General features: G+C 68.3%; 19 protein-coding genes. 10 read left to right on the top strand and 9 right to left on the bottom strand.

Annotated features, from left to right (window positions below):
• Position 1: 1 nt before the first annotated feature.
• Positions 2 to 772 (bottom strand): DNA-binding transcriptional repressor DeoR, encoded by a 771-nt coding sequence (gene deoR, locus ABFO07_RS31315; protein WP_059563215.1) that lies wholly within the window; start codon positions 770 to 772, stop codon positions 2 to 4.
• 141 nt (positions 773 to 913) lie between these two features.
• Between deoR and deoC the strand changes: the two genes are divergently transcribed.
• Positions 914 to 1,594 (top strand): deoxyribose-phosphate aldolase, encoded by a 681-nt coding sequence (gene deoC / locus ABFO07_RS31310; RefSeq protein ID WP_059810832.1) that lies wholly within the window; start codon positions 914 to 916, stop codon positions 1,592 to 1,594.
• 30 nt (positions 1,595 to 1,624) lie between these two features.
• On the opposite strand, the gene ABFO07_RS31305 is transcribed toward deoC, so the two are convergent.
• On the bottom strand, positions 1,625 to 2,575 hold the full coding sequence (locus tag ABFO07_RS31305) for an ATP-binding protein (RefSeq protein WP_347469866.1): 951 nt from the start codon (positions 2,573 to 2,575) through the stop codon (positions 1,625 to 1,627).
• 200 nt (positions 2,576 to 2,775) lie between these two features.
• Here ABFO07_RS31305 and ABFO07_RS31300 point away from each other — a divergent pair, with 200 nt between their 5' ends.
• Positions 2,776 to 3,576, top strand: a complete 801-nt coding sequence (locus ABFO07_RS31300) for an AraC family transcriptional regulator (RefSeq protein WP_059563213.1) — start codon at positions 2,776 to 2,778, stop codon at positions 3,574 to 3,576.
• Positions 3,577 to 3,606: 30 nt separating this feature from the next.
• Here the strand turns inward: ABFO07_RS31300 and ABFO07_RS31295 are convergent, their stop codons facing one another.
• Together ABFO07_RS31295 and ABFO07_RS31290 are read right to left on the bottom strand one after the other, a co-directional pair.
• Complete coding sequence (locus ABFO07_RS31295) at positions 3,607 to 4,092, bottom strand: DUF1772 domain-containing protein (RefSeq protein ID WP_060292398.1); 486 nt, start codon at positions 4,090 to 4,092, stop codon at positions 3,607 to 3,609.
• 3 nt (positions 4,093 to 4,095) lie between these two features.
• The gene (locus ABFO07_RS31290; protein WP_059911461.1) at positions 4,096 to 4,308 is read right to left on the bottom strand and encodes a hypothetical protein; all 213 of its coding nucleotides are present in this window, start codon (positions 4,306 to 4,308) and stop codon (positions 4,096 to 4,098) included.
• A gap of 92 nt (positions 4,309 to 4,400) precedes the next feature.
• On the opposite strand from ABFO07_RS31290, the gene ABFO07_RS31285 reads away from it, so the two are divergent.
• From ABFO07_RS31285 to ABFO07_RS31250, 8 genes are all read left to right on the top strand, one after another.
• Positions 4,401 to 5,072, top strand: coding sequence for a TetR/AcrR family transcriptional regulator (locus tag ABFO07_RS31285; protein WP_059911464.1), 672 nt, complete (start codon positions 4,401 to 4,403; stop codon positions 5,070 to 5,072).
• A 657-nt stretch (positions 5,073 to 5,729) separates the two neighbouring features.
• The gene (locus ABFO07_RS31280; protein WP_060363340.1) at positions 5,730 to 7,385 is read left to right on the top strand and encodes an AMP-binding protein; all 1,656 of its coding nucleotides are present in this window, start codon (positions 5,730 to 5,732) and stop codon (positions 7,383 to 7,385) included.
• On the top strand, positions 7,382 to 8,266 hold the full coding sequence (locus tag ABFO07_RS31275; protein ID WP_059810838.1) for a hypothetical protein: 885 nt from the start codon (positions 7,382 to 7,384) through the stop codon (positions 8,264 to 8,266). The genes ABFO07_RS31280 and ABFO07_RS31275 overlap by 4 nt, the downstream gene beginning before the upstream one ends.
• Entirely contained in the window at positions 8,267 to 9,373 is a 1,107-nt protein-coding gene (locus tag ABFO07_RS31270; protein WP_063888802.1) for a 3-oxoacyl-ACP synthase III family protein, read from the top strand.
• Positions 9,370 to 10,368, top strand: coding sequence for a ketoacyl-ACP synthase III (locus ABFO07_RS31265; protein WP_059563207.1), 999 nt, complete (start codon positions 9,370 to 9,372; stop codon positions 10,366 to 10,368). Before ABFO07_RS31270 ends, ABFO07_RS31265 begins: the two co-directional genes overlap by 4 nt.
• A gap of 5 nt (positions 10,369 to 10,373) precedes the next feature.
• Positions 10,374 to 11,270, top strand: a complete 897-nt coding sequence (locus tag ABFO07_RS31260; RefSeq protein WP_059563239.1) for an MBL fold metallo-hydrolase — start codon at positions 10,374 to 10,376, stop codon at positions 11,268 to 11,270.
• An 89-nt stretch (positions 11,271 to 11,359) separates the two neighbouring features.
• A complete protein-coding gene (locus ABFO07_RS31255) occupies positions 11,360 to 15,160 on the top strand; it encodes an AMP-binding protein (protein WP_347469865.1) in 3,801 nt (1,266 codons plus the stop codon).
• Between the two features lie 11 nt (positions 15,161 to 15,171).
• The gene (locus ABFO07_RS31250; RefSeq protein ID WP_059996685.1) at positions 15,172 to 17,313 is read left to right on the top strand and encodes a hypothetical protein; all 2,142 of its coding nucleotides are present in this window, start codon (positions 15,172 to 15,174) and stop codon (positions 17,311 to 17,313) included.
• Between the two features lie 88 nt (positions 17,314 to 17,401).
• On the opposite strand, the gene ABFO07_RS31245 is transcribed toward ABFO07_RS31250, so the two are convergent.
• From ABFO07_RS31245 to ABFO07_RS31225, 5 genes are all read right to left on the bottom strand, one after another.
• Positions 17,402 to 18,256, bottom strand: coding sequence for a 3-hydroxybutyryl-CoA dehydrogenase (locus ABFO07_RS31245; RefSeq protein WP_059810842.1), 855 nt, complete (start codon positions 18,254 to 18,256; stop codon positions 17,402 to 17,404).
• Positions 18,257 to 18,293: 37 nt separating this feature from the next.
• Positions 18,294 to 19,487, bottom strand: coding sequence for a beta-ketothiolase BktB (bktB, locus tag ABFO07_RS31240; protein WP_059563203.1), 1,194 nt, complete (start codon positions 19,485 to 19,487; stop codon positions 18,294 to 18,296).
• 42 nt (positions 19,488 to 19,529) lie between these two features.
• A complete protein-coding gene (locus tag ABFO07_RS31235) occupies positions 19,530 to 21,203 on the bottom strand; it encodes an electron transfer flavoprotein-ubiquinone oxidoreductase (protein WP_060017901.1) in 1,674 nt (557 codons plus the stop codon).
• A gap of 38 nt (positions 21,204 to 21,241) precedes the next feature.
• Positions 21,242 to 23,032 carry an acyl-CoA dehydrogenase gene (locus ABFO07_RS31230; RefSeq protein ID WP_060371622.1) on the bottom strand — a complete coding sequence of 597 codons (1,791 nt, stop codon included), beginning with the start codon at positions 23,030 to 23,032 and terminating at the stop codon, positions 21,242 to 21,244.
• A 234-nt stretch (positions 23,033 to 23,266) separates the two neighbouring features.
• A complete protein-coding gene (locus ABFO07_RS31225; protein WP_060013401.1) occupies positions 23,267 to 24,097 on the bottom strand; it encodes an AraC family transcriptional regulator in 831 nt (276 codons plus the stop codon).
• Positions 24,098 to 24,134: the final 37 nt, after the last annotated feature.

Raw genomic sequence — 24,134 nt, 5'->3', positions numbered from 1 at the left:
GTCAGGTCACGAGCGCGATGCCGTGCTCGCGAATCGCCGTTTCGTAGCGGGGGCTCAGTTGCCCGTCGGAAATCACGTAGTTGAAGTCGGTCAGCTCGGCGAAGTACGCGGCGCGCACTTCGTCGAACTTGGTGTGATCGACGAGCAGGAAGCGGTTCTGCGCGCGCTGCATCACCTTCTTCTTCGCGTCGACTTCGTGGAAGTTGAAACAGGTGACGCCGCAGCGCTCGCTCACGCCGGCCGCCGAGATGAACGCCTTCGACACGCGGATCGTGTCGAGGATGGTGGTTTCCGCGCTCGACTCGAACACCATGTTCTTGCGGTGATAGCTGCCGCCGCACAGGATCACGCTGCAATGCGGCTTCTGCTGCAGCTTCGCGAACACGTTCAGCGCGTTGCAGACGGCGGTGAATTCGAGATCGTCGGGAATGAAGTCGACGATGAACGGCGTGGTCGAGCCGCAGTCGACGAAGATCGTGTCGCCGGTCTTCACGAACTGCGCGGCGAGCTTGCCGATCCGGCGCTTCTCCTCGGTCTGCCGGTTGTTCTCGGCGCTGATCAGGTATTCGCCGATGTCGCTGCGCTGCGCGGCAAAATGGCGGGTCACGTAGCCGCCGATCAGGCTGACGCCGTGCGGGTTGTCGGCGAGGTCGCGGCGGATCGTCATTTCCGACACGCCGAACAGCTCGGCGACTTCGCGCAGATGGATCGCGTTCTGCCCCTGCAGCACGTTCATCAGCGTCTTGATCCGTTCGCCCTTCCTGGTTTCCATGCTCGTGTCCTGGCGGCCTGCCGCTTGCCGGGCCGGGCGCCAGGGCCCGGCCGAAGAAATGTCGTATTTGTAACAAACCGATGTGAAAACATCAACTTTTCGTGCGGCACGACTGCCGCACGGCTCAGTGGAGTCTGAAACATGCCGCTTTCCAACGCCCAACTTGCCCGCACCATCGATCACACGCTGCTCGCGGCCGACGCCAGCGACACGCAGATCGACGCGCTCTGCCGCCAGGCGGCCGAGCATCGCTTCTACTCCGTCTGCGTCAACTCGGCGAACGTGCCGCGCGCGGCCCGCGCGCTGGCCGGCACCGACGTGAAGGTATGCGCGGTCGTCGGCTTCCCGCTCGGCGCGGGCCTCACCGCCGCGAAGGCGTTCGAGGCGTCGGCCGCGATCGCGGCCGGCGCCGGCGAGATCGACATGGTGATCAATCTCGGCGCGCTGAAAAGCGGCCGCGCCGACGACGTGAAGGCCGACATCGCGGCCGTGCAGGCCGCGTGCGGCGAGGTGCCGCTGAAGGTGATCCTCGAGACGGGGCTGCTGAGCGACGACGAGAAGGTGCGCGTGTGCGAGATGTGCCGCGAGCTCGGCGTCGCGTTCGTGAAGACGTCGACCGGGTTCGGCCACGGCGGCGCGACGCTCGCGGACGTCGCGCTGATGCGCCGCACGGTCGGGCCCGCCATCGGCGTGAAGGCGTCGGGCGGCGTGCGCGACCGCGCGACCGCCGTCGCGATGCTCGACGCCGGCGCGACGCGGCTCGGCACGAGCTCGGGCGTCGCGATCGTCACCGATGCAGGCGGCAGCGACGGGGCGTACTGACGATGCGCGGCGCGGTGCTGCGCGTGCGGGTTACCCCGTGCGCAGCACGCGTTCGCCGTCAGCGGCTTCGTCGGCGATCCGGCCCGTGTAATCGCGCACGAACTGCGCGGCGATGCGGCCCGACCGCGCGCCGCGTTCGAGCGCCCATTGCAGCGCAGGCTCGCGCGCCGCGCGGATCTGCGCGGCGTCGAAGCCGGCCTCGGCCAGCCGGCTGTCGACGACGGCGAGGTACTGGTCCTGCGAGAAGCCGTAGAACGTCACCCAGATGCCGAAGCGCTCCGACAGCGAGATCCGCTCCTCGACCGCATCGCCCGGATGCAGCTCGCCGTTCTCCGCGCGCGACACGTCCGCGTTGTCGCTCGCGTGCTCGGGCATCAGGTGCCGGCGGTTCGACGTCGCATACACGAGCACATTCGACAGGTCGCTCGCCACCGATCCGTCGAGCACCGTCTTCAGCCCCTTGTAGCCCGTCTCGCCGGATTCGAACGACAGGTCGTCGCAGAACACGATGTAGCGCTCCGGCCGCGCACGCACCCGCTCGACGATCGCGGGCAGGTCGTTCAGCCCTTCCTTGCTGACTTCGATCAGCCGCAGCCCGTCCTTCGCGAACGCATGCAGGCACGCCTTCACGATCGACGACTTGCCGGTGCCGCGCGCGCCCGTCAGCAGCACGTGGTTGGCCGCGCCGCCGCGCACGAACTGGCGCGTGTTGCGCTCGACGATCGCCGCCTGGCGCTCGACGTTGCGCAGCGCGTCGAAGCCGATCAGCGCGGGCGACGCGATCGGTTCGAGCGTGCGATTCGCACGGCCGTCGCTGTGCCAGCGGAACGCGATGGCCGCGTCGAAATCGGCCGCCGCCGGACGCGCGGTGTGCGTCATCGCCTCGAGCGCGGCCGCGATCCGCTCGAGCTTGTGCGCGAGGCCGAACATGAGGCCTTCGGGCGACGGAATCGGCTCCGGCATGCGCGGGTCGGCGCTCATCGGAATGCCCCTTGCAGGGTGCGCGATTGCGCCGGGGATCGTGGCGCGAGTTGCGCGAGTTGCGCGAGTTGCGCGACCGCGCGGGCAGGAAAATGGATCGTCTTGTTCATCACGGGCGGCGGATTAAACTCGTTGCAGGAAGCTGACGTGAAGCGAAGCGTCATCGTGCCCGCCCACCCCATTGCCTGTCTCACGCCAACATGTCACAACCTGTCGCGAATCGGACATTCGAATCCCTGCGCCCGTATGTGCACCTGCCGTACGAATCGACGCCGATGCCCGTCGCGGCGATGGCCGCGCACTACCCGAACGGCACCTGGATCGCGCCGCACCGCCATCGGCGCGCGCAGCTGCTCTATGCGATCGCGGGCGTGATGCACGTGCAGTCGGACGGCGCGTCGTGGGTCGTGCCGCCGACGCGCGGCGTCTGGCTCGAAGCCGGACTCGACCATACCGTGCAGATGAGCGGCGACGTCGAAATGCGCACCGTGTTCGTCGAACCGGGCGCGGTCGAACACCTGCCCGGCCGCAGCTGCGTGGTCGAGGTGCATCCGCTGCTGCGCGAGCTGATCCTCGCGGCGGTCGACGTGCCGCTCGACTATGCGCCCGGCTCCCGCCACGATCATCTGATGCGCCTGCTGCTCGCCGAGGTGACGGCCGCGCCGCTGCTGCCGCTCTACCTGCCGTGGCCGCACGACGCGCGGCTGCGGACGATCTGCGACGCGCTCGTCGCCGCGCCCGACGACCTGCGCACGATCGCCGAATGGGCCGACCTCCTCGGCCTCTCGGTCAGGACGCTGCATCGCGCGTTCCTGCGCGAGACGGGCCTCAGCTTCCGGCGCTGGCGCGAACAGGCGCGGCTGCTGCTCGCGCTGAAACGGCTCGCGCACGGCGAGAAGGTGCTGACCGTCGCGATGGATCACGGCTACAGCAGCCAGAGCGCGTTCTCCGCGATGTTCAAGCGGCACTTCGGCGTGTCGCCGTCGGCGTTCTATGCGTAGCACGTATCGCTCGTCGCGACACCTGCCCGCCTATCGCGACGCGATCGCGGCGATGAACAGGCCGCACGCCGCCACCGACGCGAGCGTGCGCACGTGGTTCCACAGCGTCCAGTCGCGCAGGTAGCGCGCCCACAACGCGGCGCCTTCCGCGCTCGACGGATCGGCCGCGGCAAGCGCGTCGTTGAGCGGCACGTTGAAAACCATCGTGACGACGAACATGCCGAGCACGTAGCTCGCGCCGCCCGCGACGATCCCGATCGCGCCCGGCTCGCCGACGCGCAGCAGCGCGAGCACGACGAGCGCGAGCGACGTGAGCGTCGTGCCGAGGAAGGCCGGCATGAACAGCGACCGGACGATGTCGACGTTGATCGCGTTCATCGCGGCGATGCCGGCCGCGGGCGCGAGCCGGCCGAGCGACGTCATCACGAACGCCGAGAACGCAAAGTAGACGCCGGCCAGCACGCCGCAGCCGATCGCGGAGCACCACAGCAGGATCACGGTAACGAGTGCGCGCATGGGTCAGGCGCTCCACACGCCGGTCGCGGCGGTTGCCCGCGCGTAGTCCGCGAAGTCGCGCGCGGCGCGCCACGTGTCCGGCCGCGCCCAGTCGAATGCGACGGCGCTCGAGCGCGACACCGGCCGGGTCGCGATGCCGCGCCGGCGCAGGCGGGCGTCGACGCGCGCGCCGGTCTTGCCGGTGCCGCCGACGATGAGGACGGGATGCATGGCCATGTGCGTCTCCTTGCTTGAAAACCGAGAACGTCTCGTGTTTTTGAAAAACGATAGACTCTCGCATTAGAAAGTCAAGTTTTTCTGGAGACGCCATGGCGACGCGAACGGCAACGCGAAAATCGGGGCAGACCGGCAGCGACGAAGACGCCAGCGCGCCGGGTCTGGCACGCCGGGTGCCGACCCAGCAGCGCAGCCGCGAGCGCGTCGAGCGCATCCTCGCGTGCGCGGCCGAGGTGATGGCCGAAAACGGCAGCGATGCGTTCCGGATGAGCGACATCGTCGAGCGCACGGGCATTCCGTTCGGGTCGCTGTACCAGTACTTCCCGGACAAGACGGCCGTGATCGGCACGCTGGCGGAGCGCCACAACGCGCTCGGGCACGCATGCGTGCGGCGCGACCTCGCGAAGATGAAGCGGATCGAGGATCTGCACGGCACGCTGTGCCGCATCACCGACAGCTACTACCAGATGTTCGTCGACACGCCGCTGATGCGGGACATCTGGCGGGCGACGCAGGCCGATCGCGCGCTGCAGGCGCTGGACGAGGCGGACGGCGCGTTCCTGGCCGGGCTATTGGCGGGCGCGCTGCGGGATCTCGCGCCGGAGGTGCCCGACGCGCAATTGGCGGCGTTCTCGGAATTGACGATGGTGTTGATCGCGGCGGCGGTGCGGCACGCGATCGGGTTGCCGCCGAAGGCTGCGCGAAAGAGGCTCACGATGTTCAAGCGGACGTTGCCGGGGGATTTGTCGGTGCTCGACGGCTAGGCGATAAAATCGCCGAATCGCGGCATTTCGATCTTTTATTCAAATAAAAATATTCATTAATTCCATTCCGCAAATTCATGCGGGCGCAATCCGGGCCCCGAAGCCCACTGCGCGTGCGAGCGCGGGCCGTTCGGCAAACCGGCGCGTTTCGTCTCGGTGAACACTGCGACGCTTTATTCAGCGCCCCGGCAGCCCGCCTTCCATCCAAGTCAACAAATCCCGGGATGGTTAACCGAAATCGATTAACTTGACCAGCTGCCTCGATTTTATGGCATCGATTTCAATCAATAAATCGAACCGCCCATCTACATTAATGTTTACTTTCCAAGCTAGCTTCCGTTAAGCTTGCGGCACAAATTTTTTCGACACCAATTACATCGATTGATGAATTCGCAATCCTAATTCTGCTGAATTAAACCGATCGATTGTTGTTTATTTCGAAAATGAAATGAGACGAAATAAATCCATGCAAACCGGCAGCCCGTCATGTGATTGACGGGCTTCTCCGTGCGTCGCCCGGCGACATGTGCCCGCCGTTTCGACCACATCTTTCTGGCATCGCGATTCCGGTTGCGCGGGGCGGGCCCTGTCATGGGGGCTGGCCCGCGCCGCACCGCTATTGCGGACTTCGAACTCACACTCTTGCGAGCGCTGACGATGGACGACTTTTGCCGCGCGAACCTGCCGCCTGTCGAGGATTGGCCGACGTTTGTCCTTGACTTGCCGGGGCTGCAGTTTCCGCCGTTTCTCAATTGCGCCGCCGCGCTGCTGGATACCGCCGTCGACGAACGGGGCTGGGGCGATCGCGTCGCGATCAGGACCGAGTCGGGCATCGCGTGGACGTACCGCGAATTGCGCGATGCCGGCAACCGGATCGCCAACCTGCTCGTCCGCGAGGCGGGCCTCGTGGCCGGCAATCGGGTGCTGCTGCACGGCGCCAATCACCCGATGCTGGCCGCCGCGTGGTTCGGCGTGGTCAAGGCCGGCGGCGTGGCCGTCGCGACGATGCCGAAGCTGCGCGCGGGAGAACTGTCGACCATCATCGGCCGCGCCCGGGTCACGCACGTCATCTGCGAGGCCGGGCTGTCGGCCGAGCTCGACGCCGCGATGGCGAGCATGCAGTGGCGCGGCGACGTTCGACGCTACGAGACGGACGACACGCATCCGCACGCGCGCTGGCTCGACGGCCATTCAGCGGAATTCGCGGCCGTCGAAACGCGCGCGGACGATCCCTGCCTCATCGCGTTCACGTCGGGGACCACCGGGGAACCGAAGGCCACCGTGCATTTCCACCGCGACGTGATGGCGGCCTGCCACTGCTTTCCGCAGCATGTGCTCAAGCCCACGGCCGATGACGTCTTCTGCGGATCGCCGCCGCTCGCGTTCACGTTCGGCCTCGGCGCGCTGCTGCTGTTTCCGGTCAGCGTCGGCGCGAGCGTCGTGCTGTTGCCGAAGGCGAGCCCGGAACGGCTGCTGGCGGCCGTCGAGCGGCATCGGGTCAGCATCCTGTTTACGGCGCCGGCGGCGTATCGGGCCATGCTCGACCATCTCGACGGACATGACACGTCGTCGCTGCGCAAATGCGTGTCGGCGGGCGAAGCGCTGCCGTCGTGGACACGCGACGCATGGCGGGAGCGCACCGGCCTGCACCTGATCGACGGCATCGGGTCGACCGAGATGCTGCATATCTTCGCGTCGACAGGCGACACCGAAACGAAGAACGGCGCGATCGGCCAGGCGGTGCCCGGCTACCGCATTGCCGTCGTGGACGAACACGGCCAGTGCCTGCCGCCCTACGAAATCGGCTACCTGGCCGTGCGGGGGCCGACCGGGTGCCGCTACCTGAACGACGCGCGGCAACGCGACTACGTGAAGCACGGCTGGAACCTGACGGGCGACAGCGCCTACCTGGACGAGGACGGCTATCTGTTCTATCAGGCGCGCGCGGACGACATGATCATCAGCTCCGGCTACACGGTGTCGCCCGGCGAAGTGGAGCAGGCGCTGCTGCGCCACCCCGATATCGCCGAATGCGGCGTCGTCGGGCAAATCGACGAATGGGGCGGCACGCTGATCTGCGCGCATGTGGTGCTGCGCCCGGGCGTCGACGGCTCGGACGCGTTGACGACGCAGCTTCAGCAGCACGTGAAGAGCGTGATTGCGCCGTACAAGTGTCCGCATCGCGTTGCCTACCACGCCGGCGGCTTGCCGCGCAACGAATCCGGCAAATTGCGGCGCGCCGTGCTTCGGCAGGCAAGCAACGGCGCGGCGCGTCCCCTGAACCCAGCAGTCCAAAGCGAGCGTGCCCTATGAAAATTCTCGGCGCCGCGGTGGCCATTCCGGACCCCGCGACCACCGCGCAATCGTGCGCGAACGATTACGCGATCAAGGCCGCCAGGCAGGCGCTGCTGCAAGCCGGTTGCCTGCCGTCGGAACTTGACCTGATCGTCAGCCTGTCGATTTCCCCCAGCCGGATGGCGGACTCGCCGTCGATCGCCGGCCCGCGCCTGGCGCACCCCGTGCAGCGCGACCTGCGTGCGCGGCATGCGGCCGTGTTCGACCTGCTCGACGCGGACTGGACGCTCGCACTCGATCTCGCGCAAAGCCATTGCACACAGCTCGGCTATCGGCGCGCGCTCGTCGTTCGCGCGGAAGCGCTCGCGGACGTCGAACAGGTGGCGACGAGCGGCTTCGCCGACGGCGCGGGGGCGATCGTGCTGACGCCGTCCGGCCGTGACCGCGCCTATGCGAGCCGCTACGCGGATCTCGACTCGCCCCCGTTCGCGACGCTCGACGCGCTTGCGCCCCGGCGCGTAAACGGCGGCCTGTCGCTGGCCCGCTTCGAGGGCCGGTTCGATCGCGCCACCGGCCGATTCGACGCCGAACCGGCCAATGCAAGCACTGCAGTCGGCGCGATGCTCGACGCGGTGCAAAGCCGCATCGACCGGCGCGCCGCCACGCTGTTTTGCGAATCGTGGCTGAGCGGATGGCCGTCGGTCGCCGACGCACGGGAGAATTTCCGCGTCGACGTCGTTCCCGGTCCGGCAGACGTCCCGAACCCGTTCCAGTTGCCCGCGTGGCTCGCGTCCCGCGTCGCGAATTCGATGTCGCTGCGCGACGATGAACATACGGTGATCGCCCTGACGCTGGATCCGTTCCGGCCGCGCATCGCCTGCAGCACGATGGAGGTCTGAGTGAACAACGTCCGAATCGCAAGCCTCGCCTGCCGCCTGCCGGCGCGCCAGGTCCCCAACGACGATCCCGTCTTCGCGGGCGTCGAGCCGATCCCGGCGGAATGGTGGCAATTCTGGGGCATCGAATCGCGCTACATGATCGACCCCGATGCCGGCGAATCCGAGCTGGCGCTGGCCGAGCGCACGGCGCGCGACGCCCTCGCCCGCGCCGGCGTGGCGCCCGCCGAACTCGATCTGGTGCTGTTCAACATGACGTCGCCGTTCGTGTCGCTCGCCGACGGCCGGCGCCGTTTCGCGCCGCGGCTGTCGCGCGCGCTGCGCGACCGGCTCGGCGCCACGCGCGCGCTCGACGCCGACGTCGAGATGGAATGCGCGAGCTTCGTGCTGCAACTGCAGCTCGCCGCCAATCTCATCAAGCAAGGGCGCGTGAAGCGGGCCCTGGTGTGCTCGTCGGAGCGCATGTCGGCGGTGGTCGACTACACCAGCAAATCGTCGACGAACTTCGGCGACGGCGCGGCCGCGGCCGTGCTCGTCGCCGAGCCGGCCGACCCCGACGGCGCCGACTGGCTGGATGCCGCGTATCACAGCGATGCCACCCGCTACGACCTCGTGACGATGCAGTGGCGCAACGCGCGGGCCGAAGCGGATGACGAAGCGGCAACCGGCGCCGACAACCCGTTCGGCGTGTATTTCACGCTCAAGCCCGAAGCGCAGGAAGCGATCTCGCGTTTCATGCCGGTGGCCATTCCCGATATCGTCGAGCGGCTGCTGCACCGAAGCGGAACGGGCATCGCCGACGTCGATGCGATGGTGTTCCACCAGCCGTCGGCGCTGCTCGTGCGCTCATGGGCGCAGCGGCTCGGGCTCAGGCAGGACCAATACGTGATTCGCGTGGCCGATTGCGCGTGTCTCGTGTCGGCCGCCGTGCCGTTTGCGCTGTATGAGTCGATCCGGCAGGGCGTGATCCGGCCGGGATCGAAGGTCGTGCTGGCCGGCGCGGGCGCCGGCTGGGGCTTCGGCGCGCAATTGTGGCGCTGGGGCGAAACCGTCGTGAGCGATGCGGGCGACGCCGTCGCCGCCGTGACGAAACAGGAGGTGCGGACATGAGCGCCCGCCTCGCCATCGCCGGGTTCGGCTATGCGCTGCCGGAGCGGATCGTCGGCAACGACGAAGTCGCCGGCATGATCGACACCAGCGACGCGTTTATCCGCGAGCGCACCGGCGTCGTCGCGCGACGCTATCTCGCCCCCGATCAGCACCTCGCCGATCTCGCATGCCCGGCCGCGGAACGCGCGCTGGCCGACGCCGGCATCACGGCGCGCGACGTCGACCTGCTGATCGTCAATACGCTGTCGCCCGATCATCACGACCCGTCGCAGGCATGCTACATCCAGCCCCGGCTCGGCTTGCGGGAGGTGCCGTGCTTCGATATCCGCGCGCAATGCAGCGGCGGGCTCTACGGGATCGAGATCGCGCGCCACTTCCTCGCGAGCGGCCTGTATCGCAACGTGCTGCTGATCTGCGCCGAGGCGTTGTCGCGGCGAATCGACACCAGCAACGCCGGCCGCAACCTGTCGATCCTGCTGAGCGACGGCGCCGCCGCGCTGCTGCTGCAGGCGACGGACGACCCGGCGCGCGGGCTGATCGATCTGACGCTCGGCGCCGACGGCACCCAGTTCGACCTGCTCAGCACCGAAGCGCCCGGCGCGCGACGCCCGCGCTTCATCGACGAAGACGACATCGCGGCCGGCCGGCATTACTTCCGGATGAAAGGCGCGCCGATGTTCGAGGACGCCACGCGGCGCATCGTCGACGCGTGCCGGCAGATGCTCGACAAGCACCGGCTGACGATCGGGGATATCGGCCTGGTCGTGCCGCACCAGCCGAACCTGCGCATCCTCGACGCGGTCATCGAGCGGCTCGGGCTGCCGCGCGAGCGCTGCATGATCTCCGTCGACCAGCTCGGCAACATGGCGAGCGCGGCGTTTCCGGTCGCGCTGGCCCTCGCGCACGAGCAAGGCCGCATGCCGGCCGGGCAGCTCAACCTCCTCGTGACCTACGGCGCGGGCGCGACATGGGCCTGCGCGCTCTATCGGAGCTGAACGACATGCTGAACGCTTCCCCCGGGTGGATCGATTCGCGGCTGGCCCTCGTCGGCACGGCCGACGTGCCGCTGTACGTGATCGTCAACGACGAGGCCGCGACGCTGATCGAGGGCGGCCTGAGCGGCATGACCGAACTCGTCTGGCAGCAGCTTCACGACCTGCTGCGGGATTTCGGCGGCATCCGGCATCTGCGCTACTGGCTGATCACGCATTCGCACTACGACCATTGCAGCCTGCTGATGACGCTCAAGTCGCGCATGCCGTGGCTCCATGTGTCCGGCTCTCCCGACGCATTCGATGCGTTCCAGAGCCCGTCGGCGTGCCGCACCATCCGGCAGCTCGACGCGCACGCGTCACGGTCGTGGCGCCCCGTCGACGGCGGCGATTTCACCGAGTTGTCCGAACTGCCGTTCTACCCCGTCAATCCGGGCACGCAGCTCGACATCGGCGACGGGATGCAAATACGCGCGATCGCGCTGCCGGGCCACAGCCGCTGCCAGTTCGGCTACTACTGCCCGCAACTGGACATCGGGTTCGTGTCGGATGCGCTCGGCGAGTTTCACGACGCCACCACCTGGCTGCCGCTGGTCTTCCAGGATCTGTTCGCGTATCGGCACTCGCTGGACGCGATCGAGCAGCTGCAGGCGCCGCGGCTCGCGTTGGGGCACCACGGCATCCTCACCGGCGAGCTCGCCCGGTCGGCCGCGCGGCATGCGCGCGCGTGCCTCGATGCGCGCGAGGCCGACGCGCGCGCGGTGCGCGGCAACGCCGCCGCCACGCAGGAACTGGCCCACCACTGGACGGCACGCTATGCGGCCCGGAGCGAAAAAGTGGTGCCGCATTTCCTGCATCTCAAAAGCATGATGCACATGATCGATCTGTTCCATCGCGCCGAATAGCCGTATCCGGATGTCTGCCGCGGCAACGCATGGGCGCCGGCCGGCGTCCGGCCGCCGCTCGCTGTTTTCATTCCTCTTCCGACGACATCATGACCATTGCGACCTTGCCGACCACGCTTAGCGAATTGCTTCAGAACCGGGCCGCCACGCTCGGCGACAACACCGCCTACGTGTTCCTGAGCGGCCCGCCCGAACAGGAACAGGCCGATTCGATGACCTTCGCGGAGCTCGACGCGCACGCCCGCCGGGTGGCCGCGCTGCTGCGGCAGAACGCGGTCGGCACCGGCGACCGCGTGCTGCTGCTGTGCCGGCCGGGGCTCGATTACGTCAGTGCCTTCATGGGGTGCCTGTATGCGGGCGCCGTCGCGGTGCCGGCCTACCCGCCGCGCAACAAGCAGCATATGGTGCGGATCGCGGGCATCGTGAGGAATGCGGGCGCGAGCACGATCCTGTGCTCGACCGAGGATCTCGAACGTTGCACGACGTGGATCGCCGACACCGAGGCATCCGGCAGCACGCTGCTCGATGTCGGCGCTGCGCAGGCACTGGCGCCCGTGCACTCGGCGGCCAGCGTGCCGTCGTCCCACATCGCCTTTCTGCAATACACGTCGGGAACCACCGGCACGCCCAAGGGCGTGATGGTATCGCACGGCAACCTGATGCATAACCTCGGGATGCTGCGCGAATGGTTTGCCTATGACGAGCAGAGCACGATGGTCAGCTGGCTGCCGCCGTACCACGATATGGGCCTGATCGGCGTGATCCTGACGTCGCTCTACGGCGGCTTCCGGAGCGTGCTGATGGCCCCGGAGCGTTTCATCCAGCATCCGTACCTGTGGTTGCGCGCGATCAGCCACTATCGTGCGGACCTGACGGGCGCGCCGGATTTTGCTTACCGGATGGCCGGCAGGCGAATCTCCGACGAACAATTGGCGACGCTCGACCTGTCGTGCCTCCGGACCGCCTATAACGGTGCTGAATCCGTGCGCGCCAGCACCTTGTCCGATTTTGCGCAGCGCTTCGCCGCCGCGGGCTTCTCCGCCGAGTGCTTTCGCCCGTGCTATGGGCTGGCGGAGGGCACGCTGTTCGTCGCCGGCCGCTCGGCGCGGCAGCCGATTCGGACGGTGTGCGTCGACCAGGCCGCCCTTCAGCGGCAATCCGTGGTGATTCGCGGCGAGTTCGCGGGCGTGTCGCCGCAGCCGCTGGATCGCCCGGGCGAACGTGTGCTGGTCAGCGTGGGCCGCCCTGCCGGCGACCAACGCGTGGTCGTGCGCGACCTGGAGACCAACGCGCGCTGCGACGATCGGACCATCGGCGAAATCTGCGTGGCCGGCCCGAGCGTCGCCGCCGGATACTGGCAGCTGGACGAGCAGACGCAATCGACCTTCCGGCACACGCTGGCAGGCGATCGCGATCAGGCGTTCATGCGCACCGGCGATCTCGGCTTCATTCTGGATGACGAACTGTACGTCACCGGCCGGCTCAAGGACATGGTGATCCTGGCCGGCCGCAACTACTACTCGGAAGACATCGAGTACGCGTTGATCGCCGGCGTGCCGGAACTGGTGCCGAACGGCTGCGCGGCCTTCATGGACGACCAGGTCGACGCGGAGCGCCTGATCGTCGTCGCCGAAGTCGAGCGCACGCAGCGCAAGGGCAATCTCGACGGCTTCATCGACGCGATTCGCCAGGCGATCTGGAACCGCCTCGACATCGGGCCGAGCCGGATCGTGCTGGTGTCGCCCGGCAGCGTGCCGAAGACGTCGAGCGGCAAGGTGCGCCGCAGCACGTGCCGCACGCAGCTGCACGACGGCGCGCTGACGATCCTCGCGCAGTGGGACGTCGACGGCGGCACGCAAACGCCGGCCCGGCAACCCGCCCGCCCGGCCGCCGGCATCGACAAGCCGGCGGCCAACGATCGGCCGCGCCACGACAGCGCCACCGTCGACGAACTGAACGACTGGCTCAGGCACTACGCGCGCACGCGGATCGATTCGCGCACCATCGACGAGCGGCGCACCATTCCGCCGCACGTCGTGCTCGATTTCGGCAACCGGGGCCTGCTCGGCATGCAGATCGAGCGTTCGCATGGCGGCCTCGGCCTCGGTCATCACGACATGTCGCGCGTGCTGTCGCAATTGGCCGCGATCGATTCGACGCTGGCCTTCTTTGTCGGCTTGAACAACACGCTCGGCATTCTGCCGATCATGCAGCATGCCCAGCCGGCATTGCGCGACGAATTGCTGCCGAGCCTCGCGAGCGGCCGGATGCTCGCCGCATTCGCGATGACGGAACCGGCCGCGGGTTCCCATCCGCACGGGATCGCCTCGCGCGCGCAGCGCACCGAATCCGGCGACTGGCTGGTCAGCGGGAACAAGAGCTGGAGCGGCTCGTCCGCGTGGGCGGGCGTCATCAACGTGTTCGCGAAGCAGGCCGACGGCGCGGGGATGGTCGGCCTGGCCGTGCGCCCCGGCACGCCGGGCGTGCGGATCGGCGCCGAAGAGCTGACGATGGGCGTGCGCGGCATGATCCAGAATTCGCTGCATCTGGATCACGCGCGGATCAGCGACGCATACCGGCTCGGCGACGTCGGACAGGGGATGCTCGTGGCGCAACACGCGATGAACATTGCGCGCCTCGGCATCGCGGCCGTCAGCGTGGGCGGCATGAAACGCTGCGCGCAGCTGATGCATCGCTACGGGGCGCGGCGCCAGATCGGCACGGGGCTGCTGCTGGACAACCCGCTGAGCCGCCTGCGCCTGGGCGAGCTGCGGCACCGCATCGACGGGCTCGACGCGCTGGTCGAGCACCTGGCCGCCGAGCTGGACCTCGGCGTCGCGCTGCCTGAGGACTGCCTGCTGATTTCGAAGATCCTCGGCTCCGAGCTGCTGTCGCAATCGGCCGACGAGATGATGCAGTTCCTGGGCGGCCGCGGCTATATCGAAACCAACCTCGCGCCGCAGATCTTCCGCGACGCGCGCCTGACCCGCATCTTCGAGGGGCCGACCGAGACGCTGCTGGTTCACCTCGGCAGCCGCCTGCTCAACGGCAGCGACGATTTGCTGCGCTACCTGGAAAGCGCGCTGGGCGCCGGCGTGCTGGCCCGGGAGCTGCGCCAGCTGGGCGAACAGCTGTCGGAAGACGGGCTCGCCAATGCGTCGAAACTCGACGGCGCCGCGCATGCCGCCGTGTGGGTCAACTACTGGCTCGGCACGGTCGCGCAATGGGGCTTGCTGCTGGCGGTGATCGAACGCGCGGCGGCGCAGCAGCGCATCGACGACGGCGCGCTGCGCTGGGTGCAGAACCAGTATGAACGCGCGATCGAGACGGCGCAGCGGCAGGTCGGCCTGCGCGCCGCGCTGTCCACGTCGGCGGAACTGAACGACTGGGCCGCACGCACCGGGCTCGAGATCGGCGCGATCGAACAGACGATTCCGGGCGCAAGCCAGCTCGTCGATCCGTTGCTGGACGCCGACCCCGGCGCGCGTTCGGTCTCCCCCGCGCCCGCCGGCGACGCCCCCGGCACGGCGGCGGCCCCGATCCCGAGCGAGCCGGCGCGCCTGATCGATCGCCAGCAGGTGCATGCCGTCGAGCAATGGCTCATCGCGTGGCTGGGCGAGCGCCTCAAGCACCGCAAGCTGCGCCTGACGCGCGAATCGACGTTCGCCGAGATCGGCTTCGACTCGATCCTCGCCGTCGAGATGACGATGGTATTCAGCGAGACGCACAACGTGCCCGTCGATCCGTCCGCGGTGTGGGACTACCCGTCCATTCGCGCGCTGGCCGCCCATCTCGCGCCCCGCACGCGCGGCGTCGCGCCGGCGGCGGCCGTCGCGCACGCCGATCCGGATGCGCCTTCCCCCATTGCAGCCCAACCTTCGACCCTGTGAGACCGTCCAACATGCATGCCCGATTCGACCTTGGTGATTCCACCGCCGCGCTGGCCCGGCAGCTCGAACATTATCTCGACGCGTATCCCGACGAAACGCGCACCTTGCTCGGCCTGTCGGCCGGCACCGCGATCGGCGTCGAGGTGCTCGACATGGAGCTGCCGGTCAGGCTCGAGCAGCACACCCACGCGGCCACGCTGCGCATCGGCCGGCACGACGCGCAGCGCGTGATGGCCTATACGCGCAGCTGCAACTGGGCAAACGGCATCGTGCTGGTGCCGACGCTGGTGCGCCTCGTGTGCGCCGGCGCGTTCCGCGGCCTGCGGGCCGGCACGCCGCGCGCGATGCGCGCGTTCGCGACGGCCCGCCTGCCCGACCCGACCCGCAACCTCGGGGTGATGTGGGGCGCGTTCAACCTGCTGAGCCTGGCCGGCTGGCTCACCCTCGATCGCGGCGACGAACACGCCGAATATGCGCTCACCCCGGCCGGCGAGTATGTCGTCGCATGCGTCGAGCGCGCGCGGCCGCTGTTCGAGCAGCTCGCGAACGCGACGTCGGTGCTCCAGCATCTGCACGCGCTGTGCCATCGAAAACGCGTGGCGGCCGACGACAGCGTGCTGTATGCGCAGCTCGCGCGCATCTGCGTGGCGGGCTGGCCGGAGCTTCCGGCCCCGGCCACCGATCTGGAGCGCCAGGCGGATGGCCAGCTGCGCACGGCGATGGACGGCCTGCTGCTCGGCCCGACCTGGGTCGCGCTCGACATGCCGGTGTTCGACAGGCAGCCCGACGGCCAGTACTCGCAGACGGCGCCCGGGATCCTCGGCAAGCTCGACGAGCAGCCCGGCGGGGTCGCGGTCGGCGCGTGGACGCATGCGGATCCGGTCGTCCTGCACGCGGCCTGGTCGCTGCTGGGCAAGTTCGGCATGGCGGAGATCGACCGCGAAAAGGTGCGCCTCACCGAGTCGGGCCGCATTCACCGGCCGATCGCCGCGCCTTACGCGGGGCTGCCCGCGTCGTATCTGCGCTCGTATGCGCTGCTCGACGAGCTCCTGTTCGGCAACCCCGATCCGCTCGATATCGACAGCGACGGCCACATCGATCGCGTGATGAACGTGTATGCGTCGAGCGGCGCCGGGTCGGGGCCCGCGTCGCAGGAAATCACGACGAAGATCCTGCGCGAGCTGTTCGACGACACGCCGCTCGATCGCCAGCCGGCCGGCATCGCCGACATGGGCTGCGGCGACGGCAGCGCGGTAAAGCGCCTCGCGGAATACGTGATCAAGTCGACGCGGCGCGGCCGGCACCTCGCGGCCTATCCGCTGCTCGTGATCGGCGCGGACTACAACGAATCCGCGCGCGGCCGCGCCGCCGCCACGCTGTCCGCGCTGAAGGACATCCCCGGCGTGCAGGTGCGCGTGATCGCCGCCGACATTTCCCAGCCCGACCGCTACGACGAAGCCGTGGCCGAAAGCGGCCTGACCGTCAGGCAGCCGGACGGCAGCGTGCGCCCGGCGCGGCTGAGCGACCTGCTGCACACCTTCATGTTCCTGGTCCACAACCGCCGGCTGAGCGTGCGGCGCGAAGCCGCCGCCGAAGCGATCCTCGAGCGCCATCTGCGCACCGTCGACCGTTCCCGCCTGCGCGCGGTGGTCGACCAGCACTATACGGGCATGCTGATGGTGTCGGACCAGGCCGAGCTGCCGATCGCGCTCGACGAGATCAAGCGCGCGTTCAAGGTCGCGTACAGCGATGCGGAAGGCCTCGTGCCCGGTTACGTCGCGGCCGCGGATCTCATCGATTTCCTGACCCGCTGGAAGCGCCACGCAAAGCACGGCTTTCTCATCGTGGAAGGACACAGCCCGTGGGCGGAGAATCTGTGCGCGCGTGCGCCGGGCGGACCCGACGCGTGGCTGCGCACCGAGCAGCTTCCGTCGGTGTTCAACTGGGGCATGCACTTCGTGTCGCGGCAGTTCATGGCGCCGTTCAACGAATTCATGCTCGCGTTGACGCTGGCCGGGCTGCGTCCCGACAGCCCGATTTACGGGCGGATTCATCCGGAGGGGTTCCCGGCGCCGGATCTGCTGAGCGATTATCGATTCTTCAGTATCGCCAACTACGTCGCCGATACCGTCGCCGCCCCGGCCGCCGTGTAACGGCCCATTGAAAAACACCCCGGAGGCTGGATCGGCATCCAGCTTCCGGGGTGCGGTCCGGGTTCTTGCTTCTCGCCCGGCTCGCGCGTCACGCGCTGTAGTCGTACACCCCGCGCCCCGTCTTCCGGCCGAGGCGCCCTGCCGCGACCATCTCGCGCAGCAGCGGGCATGCGCGATACTTCGGATCCCCGAAGTCCTTCACGAACACGTCCATCACCGCGAGGCACACGTCGAGCCCCACCAGGTCCGCCAGCGCGAGCGGCCCGATCGGGTGGCTCGCGCCGAGCTTCATCCCCTGGTCGATCTCCTCGGCCGACGCGATCCCTTCGGCGAGCACGAAGAACGCCTCGTTGATCATCGGCACCAGGATGCGGTTGACGACGAACCCCGGAGCGTTGCGCACGCCGATCGGCGACTTGTCGAGGCGCTCGGTCAGCGCGCGCACCGCGGCCGACGTCGCGTCGCTCGTCTGCAGCCCGCGGATGATCTCGACGAGCTGCATCAGCGGCACCGGATTGAAGAAGTGCATGCCGACGAAGCGCGTCGGGTCGGCCAGCGGCGCGGCGAGCGCGGTGATCGAGATCGACGACGTGTTCGTCGCGATGATCGCGTCCGGGCGCACCACGGCTTCGATCTGCTTCAGGATGCGCGCCTTCAGCTCGACGTTCTCGGTGGCCGCTTCGATCACGATGTCGGCCACGGCCAGCCGCTGGTAGTCGGTCGACGTCTCGATGCGCGCGAGCGCGGCGTCGCGCGTCGCGGCGTCGAGCTTGTCCTTCGACACGAGCCGGTCGAGGCTGCCCTTCAGCGTCGCGACGCCCTTCGCGAGCGCCGCTTCATTGACGTCGATCATCACGACGTTGAGACCCGCAACGGCCGCGGTTTGCGCAATGCCGTTGCCCATGGTGCCGGCGCCGATGACGCCTACGATTTCGATTGCCATGACGTTTCCTGTGGTCGGATGCAGTGCATGCCGATTATCAAAGGTTTTCGAAGATCGCGGCAATCCCCTGCCCGCCGCCGATGCACATCGTCACGAGCGCGTAGCGGCCGCCGATGCGCTTCAGTTCGTACAGCGCCTTGACGGTGATCAAGGCGCCGGTCGCGCCGATCGGGTGGCCGAGCGAGATGCCCGAGCCGTTCGGGTTGACCTTCGCCGGATCGAGGCCGAGTTCCTTCGTCACGGCGCAGGCCTGCGCGGCAAATGCTTCGTTCGCCTCGATCACGTCGAGATCGGCGATCGTCAGGCCCGCGCGTTCGAGCGCCTTCTGCGTCGCGGGCACCGGGCCGATGCCCATGTACGCCGGATCGACGCCGGCGTGCGCGTAGGCCACCAGGCGCGCGAGCGGCTTCACGCCCTGTGCGCGCGCGGCGTCCGCGCTCATCATCAGCACGGCCGCGGCCGCGTCGTTGATGCCCGATGCATTGCCGGCCGTGACCGTGCCGTTCTCCTTCACGAACACCGGCTTCAGCTTCGTGAAATCGTCGGCGCTCGCATCGTCGCGCACGTGCTCGTCGGTGTCGAACAGCACTTCGCCCTTGCGCGTGCGGATCGCGATCGGCAGGATCTGCTCCTTGAAGCGCCCTTCCGCGGCCGCGCGCGCCGCGCGACGATGCGATTCGAGCGCAAGCGCGTCCTGGTCCTCGCGGCTCACGCCATACTTGCGCGCGACGTTCTCGCCGGTCACGCCCATGTGGATCCCCTGGAACGGGTCGTGCAGCGCGCCGAGCATCATGTCGACGAGCTTGCCGTCGCCCATGCGCTGGCCGAAGCGCGCGGCCGGCACGCTGTACGGCGCGCGGCTCATGTTCTCCGAGCCGCCGCCGATCGCGACGTCGGCATCGCCGAGCATGATCGTCTGCGCGGCCGACACGATCGCCTGCAGGCCCGAGCCGCACAGGCGGTTCACGGTCAGCGCGGGCGCGTGCTGCGCGACGCCGCCCTCGATCGCCGCGACGCGCGCGAGATACATGTCCTTCGGTTCGGTGTTCACGACATGGCCGAACACGACGTGGCCGACCGCATCGCCCGGCACGTTCGCGCGCGTCAGCACCTCGCGCACGACCTTCGCACCGAGGTCGGTCGGCGAGAAATCCTTCAGGCTACCGCCGAAATCACCGATCGCGGTACGGACACCGCTCACCACCACGACTTCTTTCGCTGCATTGCTCATCGTCTCACTCCTCTTCGTGCGCGCAGGGACACGCGCCACGTGTTACATGTTCGGGTAATTCGGCCCGCCGCCGCCTTCCGGCGTGACCCACACGATGTTCTGCGTCGGGTCCTTGATGTCGCAGGTCTTGCAGTGCACGCAGTTCTGCGCGTTGATCACGAGCCGATCGCTGCCGTCGTCGTTCTTCACGAACTCGTACACCGCCGCCGGACAGAAACGCCCCTCCGGCCCCGCGTACGTGCGCAGGTTCACGTTCACCGGCACGTTCGCATCCTTCAGCGTCAGGTGCGCCGGCTGGTTTTCCTCGTGGTTCGTGTTCGAGATGAACACCGACGACAGCCGGTCGAACGTCAGCTTGCCGTCCGGCTTCGGGTACTCGATCGGCTCGCACTGCGACGCCGGCTTCAGCATCTCGTGGTCCGCATGCTTGTGATGCAGCGTCCACGGCACGTTACCGCCCATCACCTTCTGCTCGAGGCCGACCATCAGCGTGCCGAGGTACAGCCCCTTCGCCATCCACTGCTTGAAGTTGCGTGCGCGGTACAGCTCGTTGTACAGCCACGATTGCTTGAAGGCATCCGGATACGCGTTGAGCTCGTCGCCCTGGCGGCCGGCCTGCACCGCGTCGAAGGCCGCGTCGGCCGCCAGCATCCCGGTCTTGATCGCCGCGTGGCTGCCCTTGATGCGCGACGCGTTCAGGAAGCCCGCGTCGTCGCCGATCAGCGCGCCGCCCGGGAACACCGTCTTCGGCAGCGACAGCAGCCCGCCCGCGGTGATCGCGCGCGCGCCGTACGACACGCGCTTGCCGCCTTCGAGAAACGCGCGGATCGACGGGTGCGTCTTGTAGCGCTGGAATTCCTCGAACGGCGACAGGTACGGGTTCGTGTAGCCGAGGCCGACCACGAAGCCGACCACCACCTGGTTGTTGTCCATGTGATACAGGAACGAGCCGCCGTAGGTGTCCGACTTCAGCGGCCAGCCGGCCGTGTGGATCACGAGGCCCGGCTTGTGCTTGGCCGGATCGATTTCCCACAGTTCCTTGATGCCGATCCCGTACGCCTGCGGATCGGCGTTCGCATCGAGCTTGAACTTCGAGATCAGCTGGCGGCCGAGGTGGCCGCGGCAGCCTTCGGCGAACAGCGTGTACTTCGCGTGCAGCTCCATGCCGAGCTGGAAGTTCTCGGTCGGCTCGCCGTCCTTGCCCACGCCCATGTTGCCGGTCGCGACGCCTTTCACCGAGCCGTCGTCGTTGTACAGGATCTCGGCGGCCGGGAAGCCCGGGAAGATCTCGACGCCGAGCGCCTCGGCCTGCTGGCCGAGCCAGCGGGTCACGTTGCCGAGCGAAATCACGTAGTTGCCGTGATTCTTGAAGTTGTCCGGCAGCGCCCAGTTCGGCGTGGTGACCGCGCCTTTCTCGGACAGGAACAGGAAACGGTCTTCCGTCACCTCGACATCGAGCGGCGCGCCGCGTTCCTTCCAGTCGGGGAACAGCTCGGTGATCGCGCGCGGGTCCATCACCGCGCCCGACAGGATGTGCGCGCCGATCTCGGAGCCTTTCTCGAGCACGCACACGCCGATCTCGGCGCCTTTCTCGGCAGCCAGCTGCTTGAGCCGGATCGCGGCCGACAGCCCGGCCGGGCCGCCGCCGACGATCACGACGTCGTATTCCATCGATTCGCGCGGGCCGTATTGCGCGATCAGTTCATCTTGGGTCAAAGCCGAATCTCCTCCTGCCGCAGTTTCCGATCGCCCGATCAGAACTGGTCTTCCGTCAGCGCGAGCACGCCGTCGCCGCCCTTCGCGCCGACGATCGACGCTTCGAGCCCTTCCGCCTGCACCAGCACGTGTTCCGCATAGTGCTGCGCGATCGCGATCTTCGCGTCGTAGAACGCCGGGTCGCTCGCGCGGTTCGCGTGCGCCGCCACCAGCGCGCGTCCCATCTGCCACCCGCACAGCACCACGCCCGCCAGCTTCAGGTACGGCACGCTGCCCGCGAACACCGCGTTCGGGTCGCGCTTCGTGTTCGCCACCACGTAATCGACCACCGCCGACAGCGCCCGCGCGCCCTTCTCCAGCTGCGCCTTCGTCGATGCCGCCGCCGCGCCGTCGAGCTTGCCCAGCGCTTCAGCCGTCTGACCGATCTCGCCGATCAGCGCCTTCGCCACCGCGCCGCCGTCGCGCACCGTCTTGCGGCCCACCAGGTCGTTCGCCTGGATCGCCGTCGTGCCTTCGTAGATCGCCAGGATCCGCGCGTCGCGGTAGTACTGCGCCGCGCCCGTCTCCTCGATGAAGCCCATCCCGCCGTGCACCTGCACGCCCAGGCTCGCCACGTCGTTCACCATCTCCGTGCTCCAGCCCTTCACCACCGGCACCAGATACTCGTAGATTGCCTGGTGACGCGCACGCGTCGCCTCGTCCGAATGGCGGTGGGCAACGTCGCTGTGCGCCGCCGCCACGTACGACAGCGCCCGCGCGCCTTCGGTCAGCGCGCGCATCGTGCCCAGCATCCGGCGCACGTCCGGGTGGTGGATGATCGTCACCGATTCCTTGGCCGAGCCATCGACCGGCCGGCTCTGCACGCGCTCCTTCGCGAATTCCGCCGCCTTCCGGTACGCGCGGTCGGCCACGCCGATCCCCTGCATCCCGACCCCGAAGCGCGCCGCGTTCATCATGATGAACATGTACTCGAGCCCGCGATTCTCCTCGCCGACCAGATAGCCGATCGCGCCGCCGTGGTCGCCGTACTGCAGCACCGCGGTCGGGCTCGCCTTGATGCCGAGCTTGTGCTCGATCGACACGCAATGCACGTCGTTGCGCGCGCCCAGCGAGCCGTCCTCGTTCACCAGGAACTTCGGCACGATGAACAGCGAAATGCCCTTCACGCCTTCCGGCGCGTTCGGCGTGCGCGCCAGCACCAGGTGGACGATGTTGTCCGCCATGTCGTGCTCGCCCCACGTGATGAAGATCTTGGTGCCGAACACCTTGAACGATCCGTCGCCCTGCGGCTCGGCGCGCGAGCGCACCAGCGCGAGGTCGGAGCCCGCCTGCGGCTCGGTCAGGTTCATCGTGCCGGTCCACTCGCCGGAGATCAGCTTCGGCACGTAGCGCTGCTTCTGCTCCTCGGTGCCTGCGGTCAGCAGCGCCTCGATCGCGCCGTCGGTCAACAGCGGACACAGCGCGAACGACAGGTTCGACGCGTTCAGCATCTCGATGCACGGCGTCGCGATCAGCTTCGGCAGGCCCTGGCCGTCGTATTCGGCCGGATGCTGCAGCCCTTGCCAGCCGCCTTCGACGAACTGGCGGAACGCTTCCTTGAAGCCCGGCGTCGCGGTCACGACGCCGTCCTTCAGGCTGCTCGGGTTGCGATCGCCTTCGACGTTCAGCGGCGCCAGCACCTCGCCGCAGAATTTCGCGGATTCGTCGAGCACGGCCTGCGCGGTGTCGAAACCCGCATCCTCGAAGCCCGGCAACTGCGCGACGGCGTCGATGCCGGCGAGTTCCTTCAGCACGAACAGCATGTCCTTGACGGGGGCGGTATAGCTCATGATCGATCTTCCAGTCTGGCGGGGATAGGGGTTCGCCATGCGGCCCGATACGGCAAAATCGGCCAGCCAACGGCGACGTCCGGCGAATCGTAACCCCCGGGAGCCGGATTTCCATTGTCATATCCGGCCCACCTACTGACAAAACCGGCCACGGGATGCAGGGCCGCCCGGCAGTCGTCTTCGTCGTCGCGGCAAGCGCATCCGGGCAAAGGGCCGGGTCGCGATGCCGCGTGCTCAGCCCGATTGCCCGTCGGGCCGGCGGGAAAAATAGTGCGCCGGCGAATCGCCGAGGGCCTTGCGGAACATCAAGATGAAGTTGCTGGGCGACGCATAGCCCAGCGCGTCCGACACCTCGGCGACCGGCCGGCCGCGCGCGAGCAGGTCGAGACCATGCGCGAGCCGCGCCTGCTGGCGCCACTGCGCGAAGCTCAGCCCCGTCTCCGCCGCCATGAGCCGCCGCAGCGTCCGCGGCGACATCGCGCCGAACGCCGCCCACGCATCGAGCGTGCGCGGGCTGCCGGGTTCGTCGAGGACGGCCCGCGCCACGCGTGCCAGCCGCGGATCGTCCGGCATCGGCACATGCAGCGCCTCGTGCGGTGCGCGCCGGATCTCGTCGTGGATCACCGCGGCCATCCGTTCGTGCTCGGGTGCCAGCGCGGCCTGCTTGTCCCAGTCGATCGCGCGATACGCCAGCGCCCGCAGCACCTCGCTGACGCCGATCACGCACGGCCGGGCCGGCAAGCCCGCGCAGAACGCCGGCGCGGCCAGCAGCACCCAGCCGCTCAGCGCGCCGCTGACCCGCACCCGGTGCGGCACACCCGGCGGCACCCAGCCGGCGCGGCGCGGCGGCAGCAGCCACGCGCCGTGCGGCGTATGCACATGAATCAAGCCTGCCTCCACGCAGAGCACCTGGCCGCGCGCATGCGCGTGCCAGTCGTACTCGCGCGTGCCGAGACGAAAGGCGCTCGCCGGATCGTCGTTGCCGCGCAGCGCGATCAGCGCGGGGCCGTCCAGCCACTCGCTGAAATCGGGGGAGGTCGTCTCGGTCGCCGCGGCTTTTTTCATGTTGGCCAGTTTATGGCATTTGATGGCCAGATGCCGT

The sequence above is a fragment of the Burkholderia stagnalis genome (assembly GCF_039848545.1).
GTDB lineage: Bacteria > Pseudomonadota > Gammaproteobacteria > Burkholderiales > Burkholderiaceae > Burkholderia > Burkholderia stagnalis.
This window is presented reverse-complemented; position numbering and strand designations above follow the sequence as displayed.

What these genes read in the sequence shown, in the direction of transcription:
- ABFO07_RS31305 (WP_347469866.1), bottom strand. Translation starts at nt 2,575, where the DNA reads ATGAGCGCCGACCCGCGCATGCCGGAGCCGATTCCGTCGCCCGAAGGC.
- deoC (WP_059810832.1), top strand. Translation starts at nt 914, where the DNA reads ATGCCGCTTTCCAACGCCCAACTTGCCCGCACCATCGATCACACGCTG.
- deoR (WP_059563215.1), bottom strand. Translation starts at nt 772, where the DNA reads ATGGAAACCAGGAAGGGCGAACGGATCAAGACGCTGATGAACGTGCTG.
- ABFO07_RS31255 (WP_347469865.1), top strand. Translation starts at nt 11,360, where the DNA reads ATGACCATTGCGACCTTGCCGACCACGCTTAGCGAATTGCTTCAGAAC.
- ABFO07_RS31285 (WP_059911464.1), top strand. Translation starts at nt 4,401, where the DNA reads ATGGCGACGCGAACGGCAACGCGAAAATCGGGGCAGACCGGCAGCGAC.
- ABFO07_RS31225 (WP_060013401.1), bottom strand. Translation starts at nt 24,097, where the DNA reads ATGAAAAAAGCCGCGGCGACCGAGACGACCTCCCCCGATTTCAGCGAG.
- ABFO07_RS31250 (WP_059996685.1), top strand. Translation starts at nt 15,172, where the DNA reads ATGCATGCCCGATTCGACCTTGGTGATTCCACCGCCGCGCTGGCCCGG.
- ABFO07_RS31245 (WP_059810842.1), bottom strand. Translation starts at nt 18,256, where the DNA reads ATGGCAATCGAAATCGTAGGCGTCATCGGCGCCGGCACCATGGGCAAC.
- ABFO07_RS31265 (WP_059563207.1), top strand. Translation starts at nt 9,370, where the DNA reads ATGAGCGCCCGCCTCGCCATCGCCGGGTTCGGCTATGCGCTGCCGGAG.
- ABFO07_RS31290 (WP_059911461.1), bottom strand. Translation starts at nt 4,308, where the DNA reads ATGGCCATGCATCCCGTCCTCATCGTCGGCGGCACCGGCAAGACCGGC.
- ABFO07_RS31275 (WP_059810838.1), top strand. Translation starts at nt 7,382, where the DNA reads ATGAAAATTCTCGGCGCCGCGGTGGCCATTCCGGACCCCGCGACCACC.
- bktB (WP_059563203.1), bottom strand. Translation starts at nt 19,487, where the DNA reads ATGAGCAATGCAGCGAAAGAAGTCGTGGTGGTGAGCGGTGTCCGTACC.
- ABFO07_RS31230 (WP_060371622.1), bottom strand. Translation starts at nt 23,032, where the DNA reads ATGAGCTATACCGCCCCCGTCAAGGACATGCTGTTCGTGCTGAAGGAA.
- ABFO07_RS31295 (WP_060292398.1), bottom strand. Translation starts at nt 4,092, where the DNA reads ATGCGCGCACTCGTTACCGTGATCCTGCTGTGGTGCTCCGCGATCGGC.
- ABFO07_RS31260 (WP_059563239.1), top strand. Translation starts at nt 10,374, where the DNA reads ATGCTGAACGCTTCCCCCGGGTGGATCGATTCGCGGCTGGCCCTCGTC.
- ABFO07_RS31300 (WP_059563213.1), top strand. Translation starts at nt 2,776, where the DNA reads ATGTCACAACCTGTCGCGAATCGGACATTCGAATCCCTGCGCCCGTAT.
- ABFO07_RS31280 (WP_060363340.1), top strand. Translation starts at nt 5,730, where the DNA reads ATGGACGACTTTTGCCGCGCGAACCTGCCGCCTGTCGAGGATTGGCCG.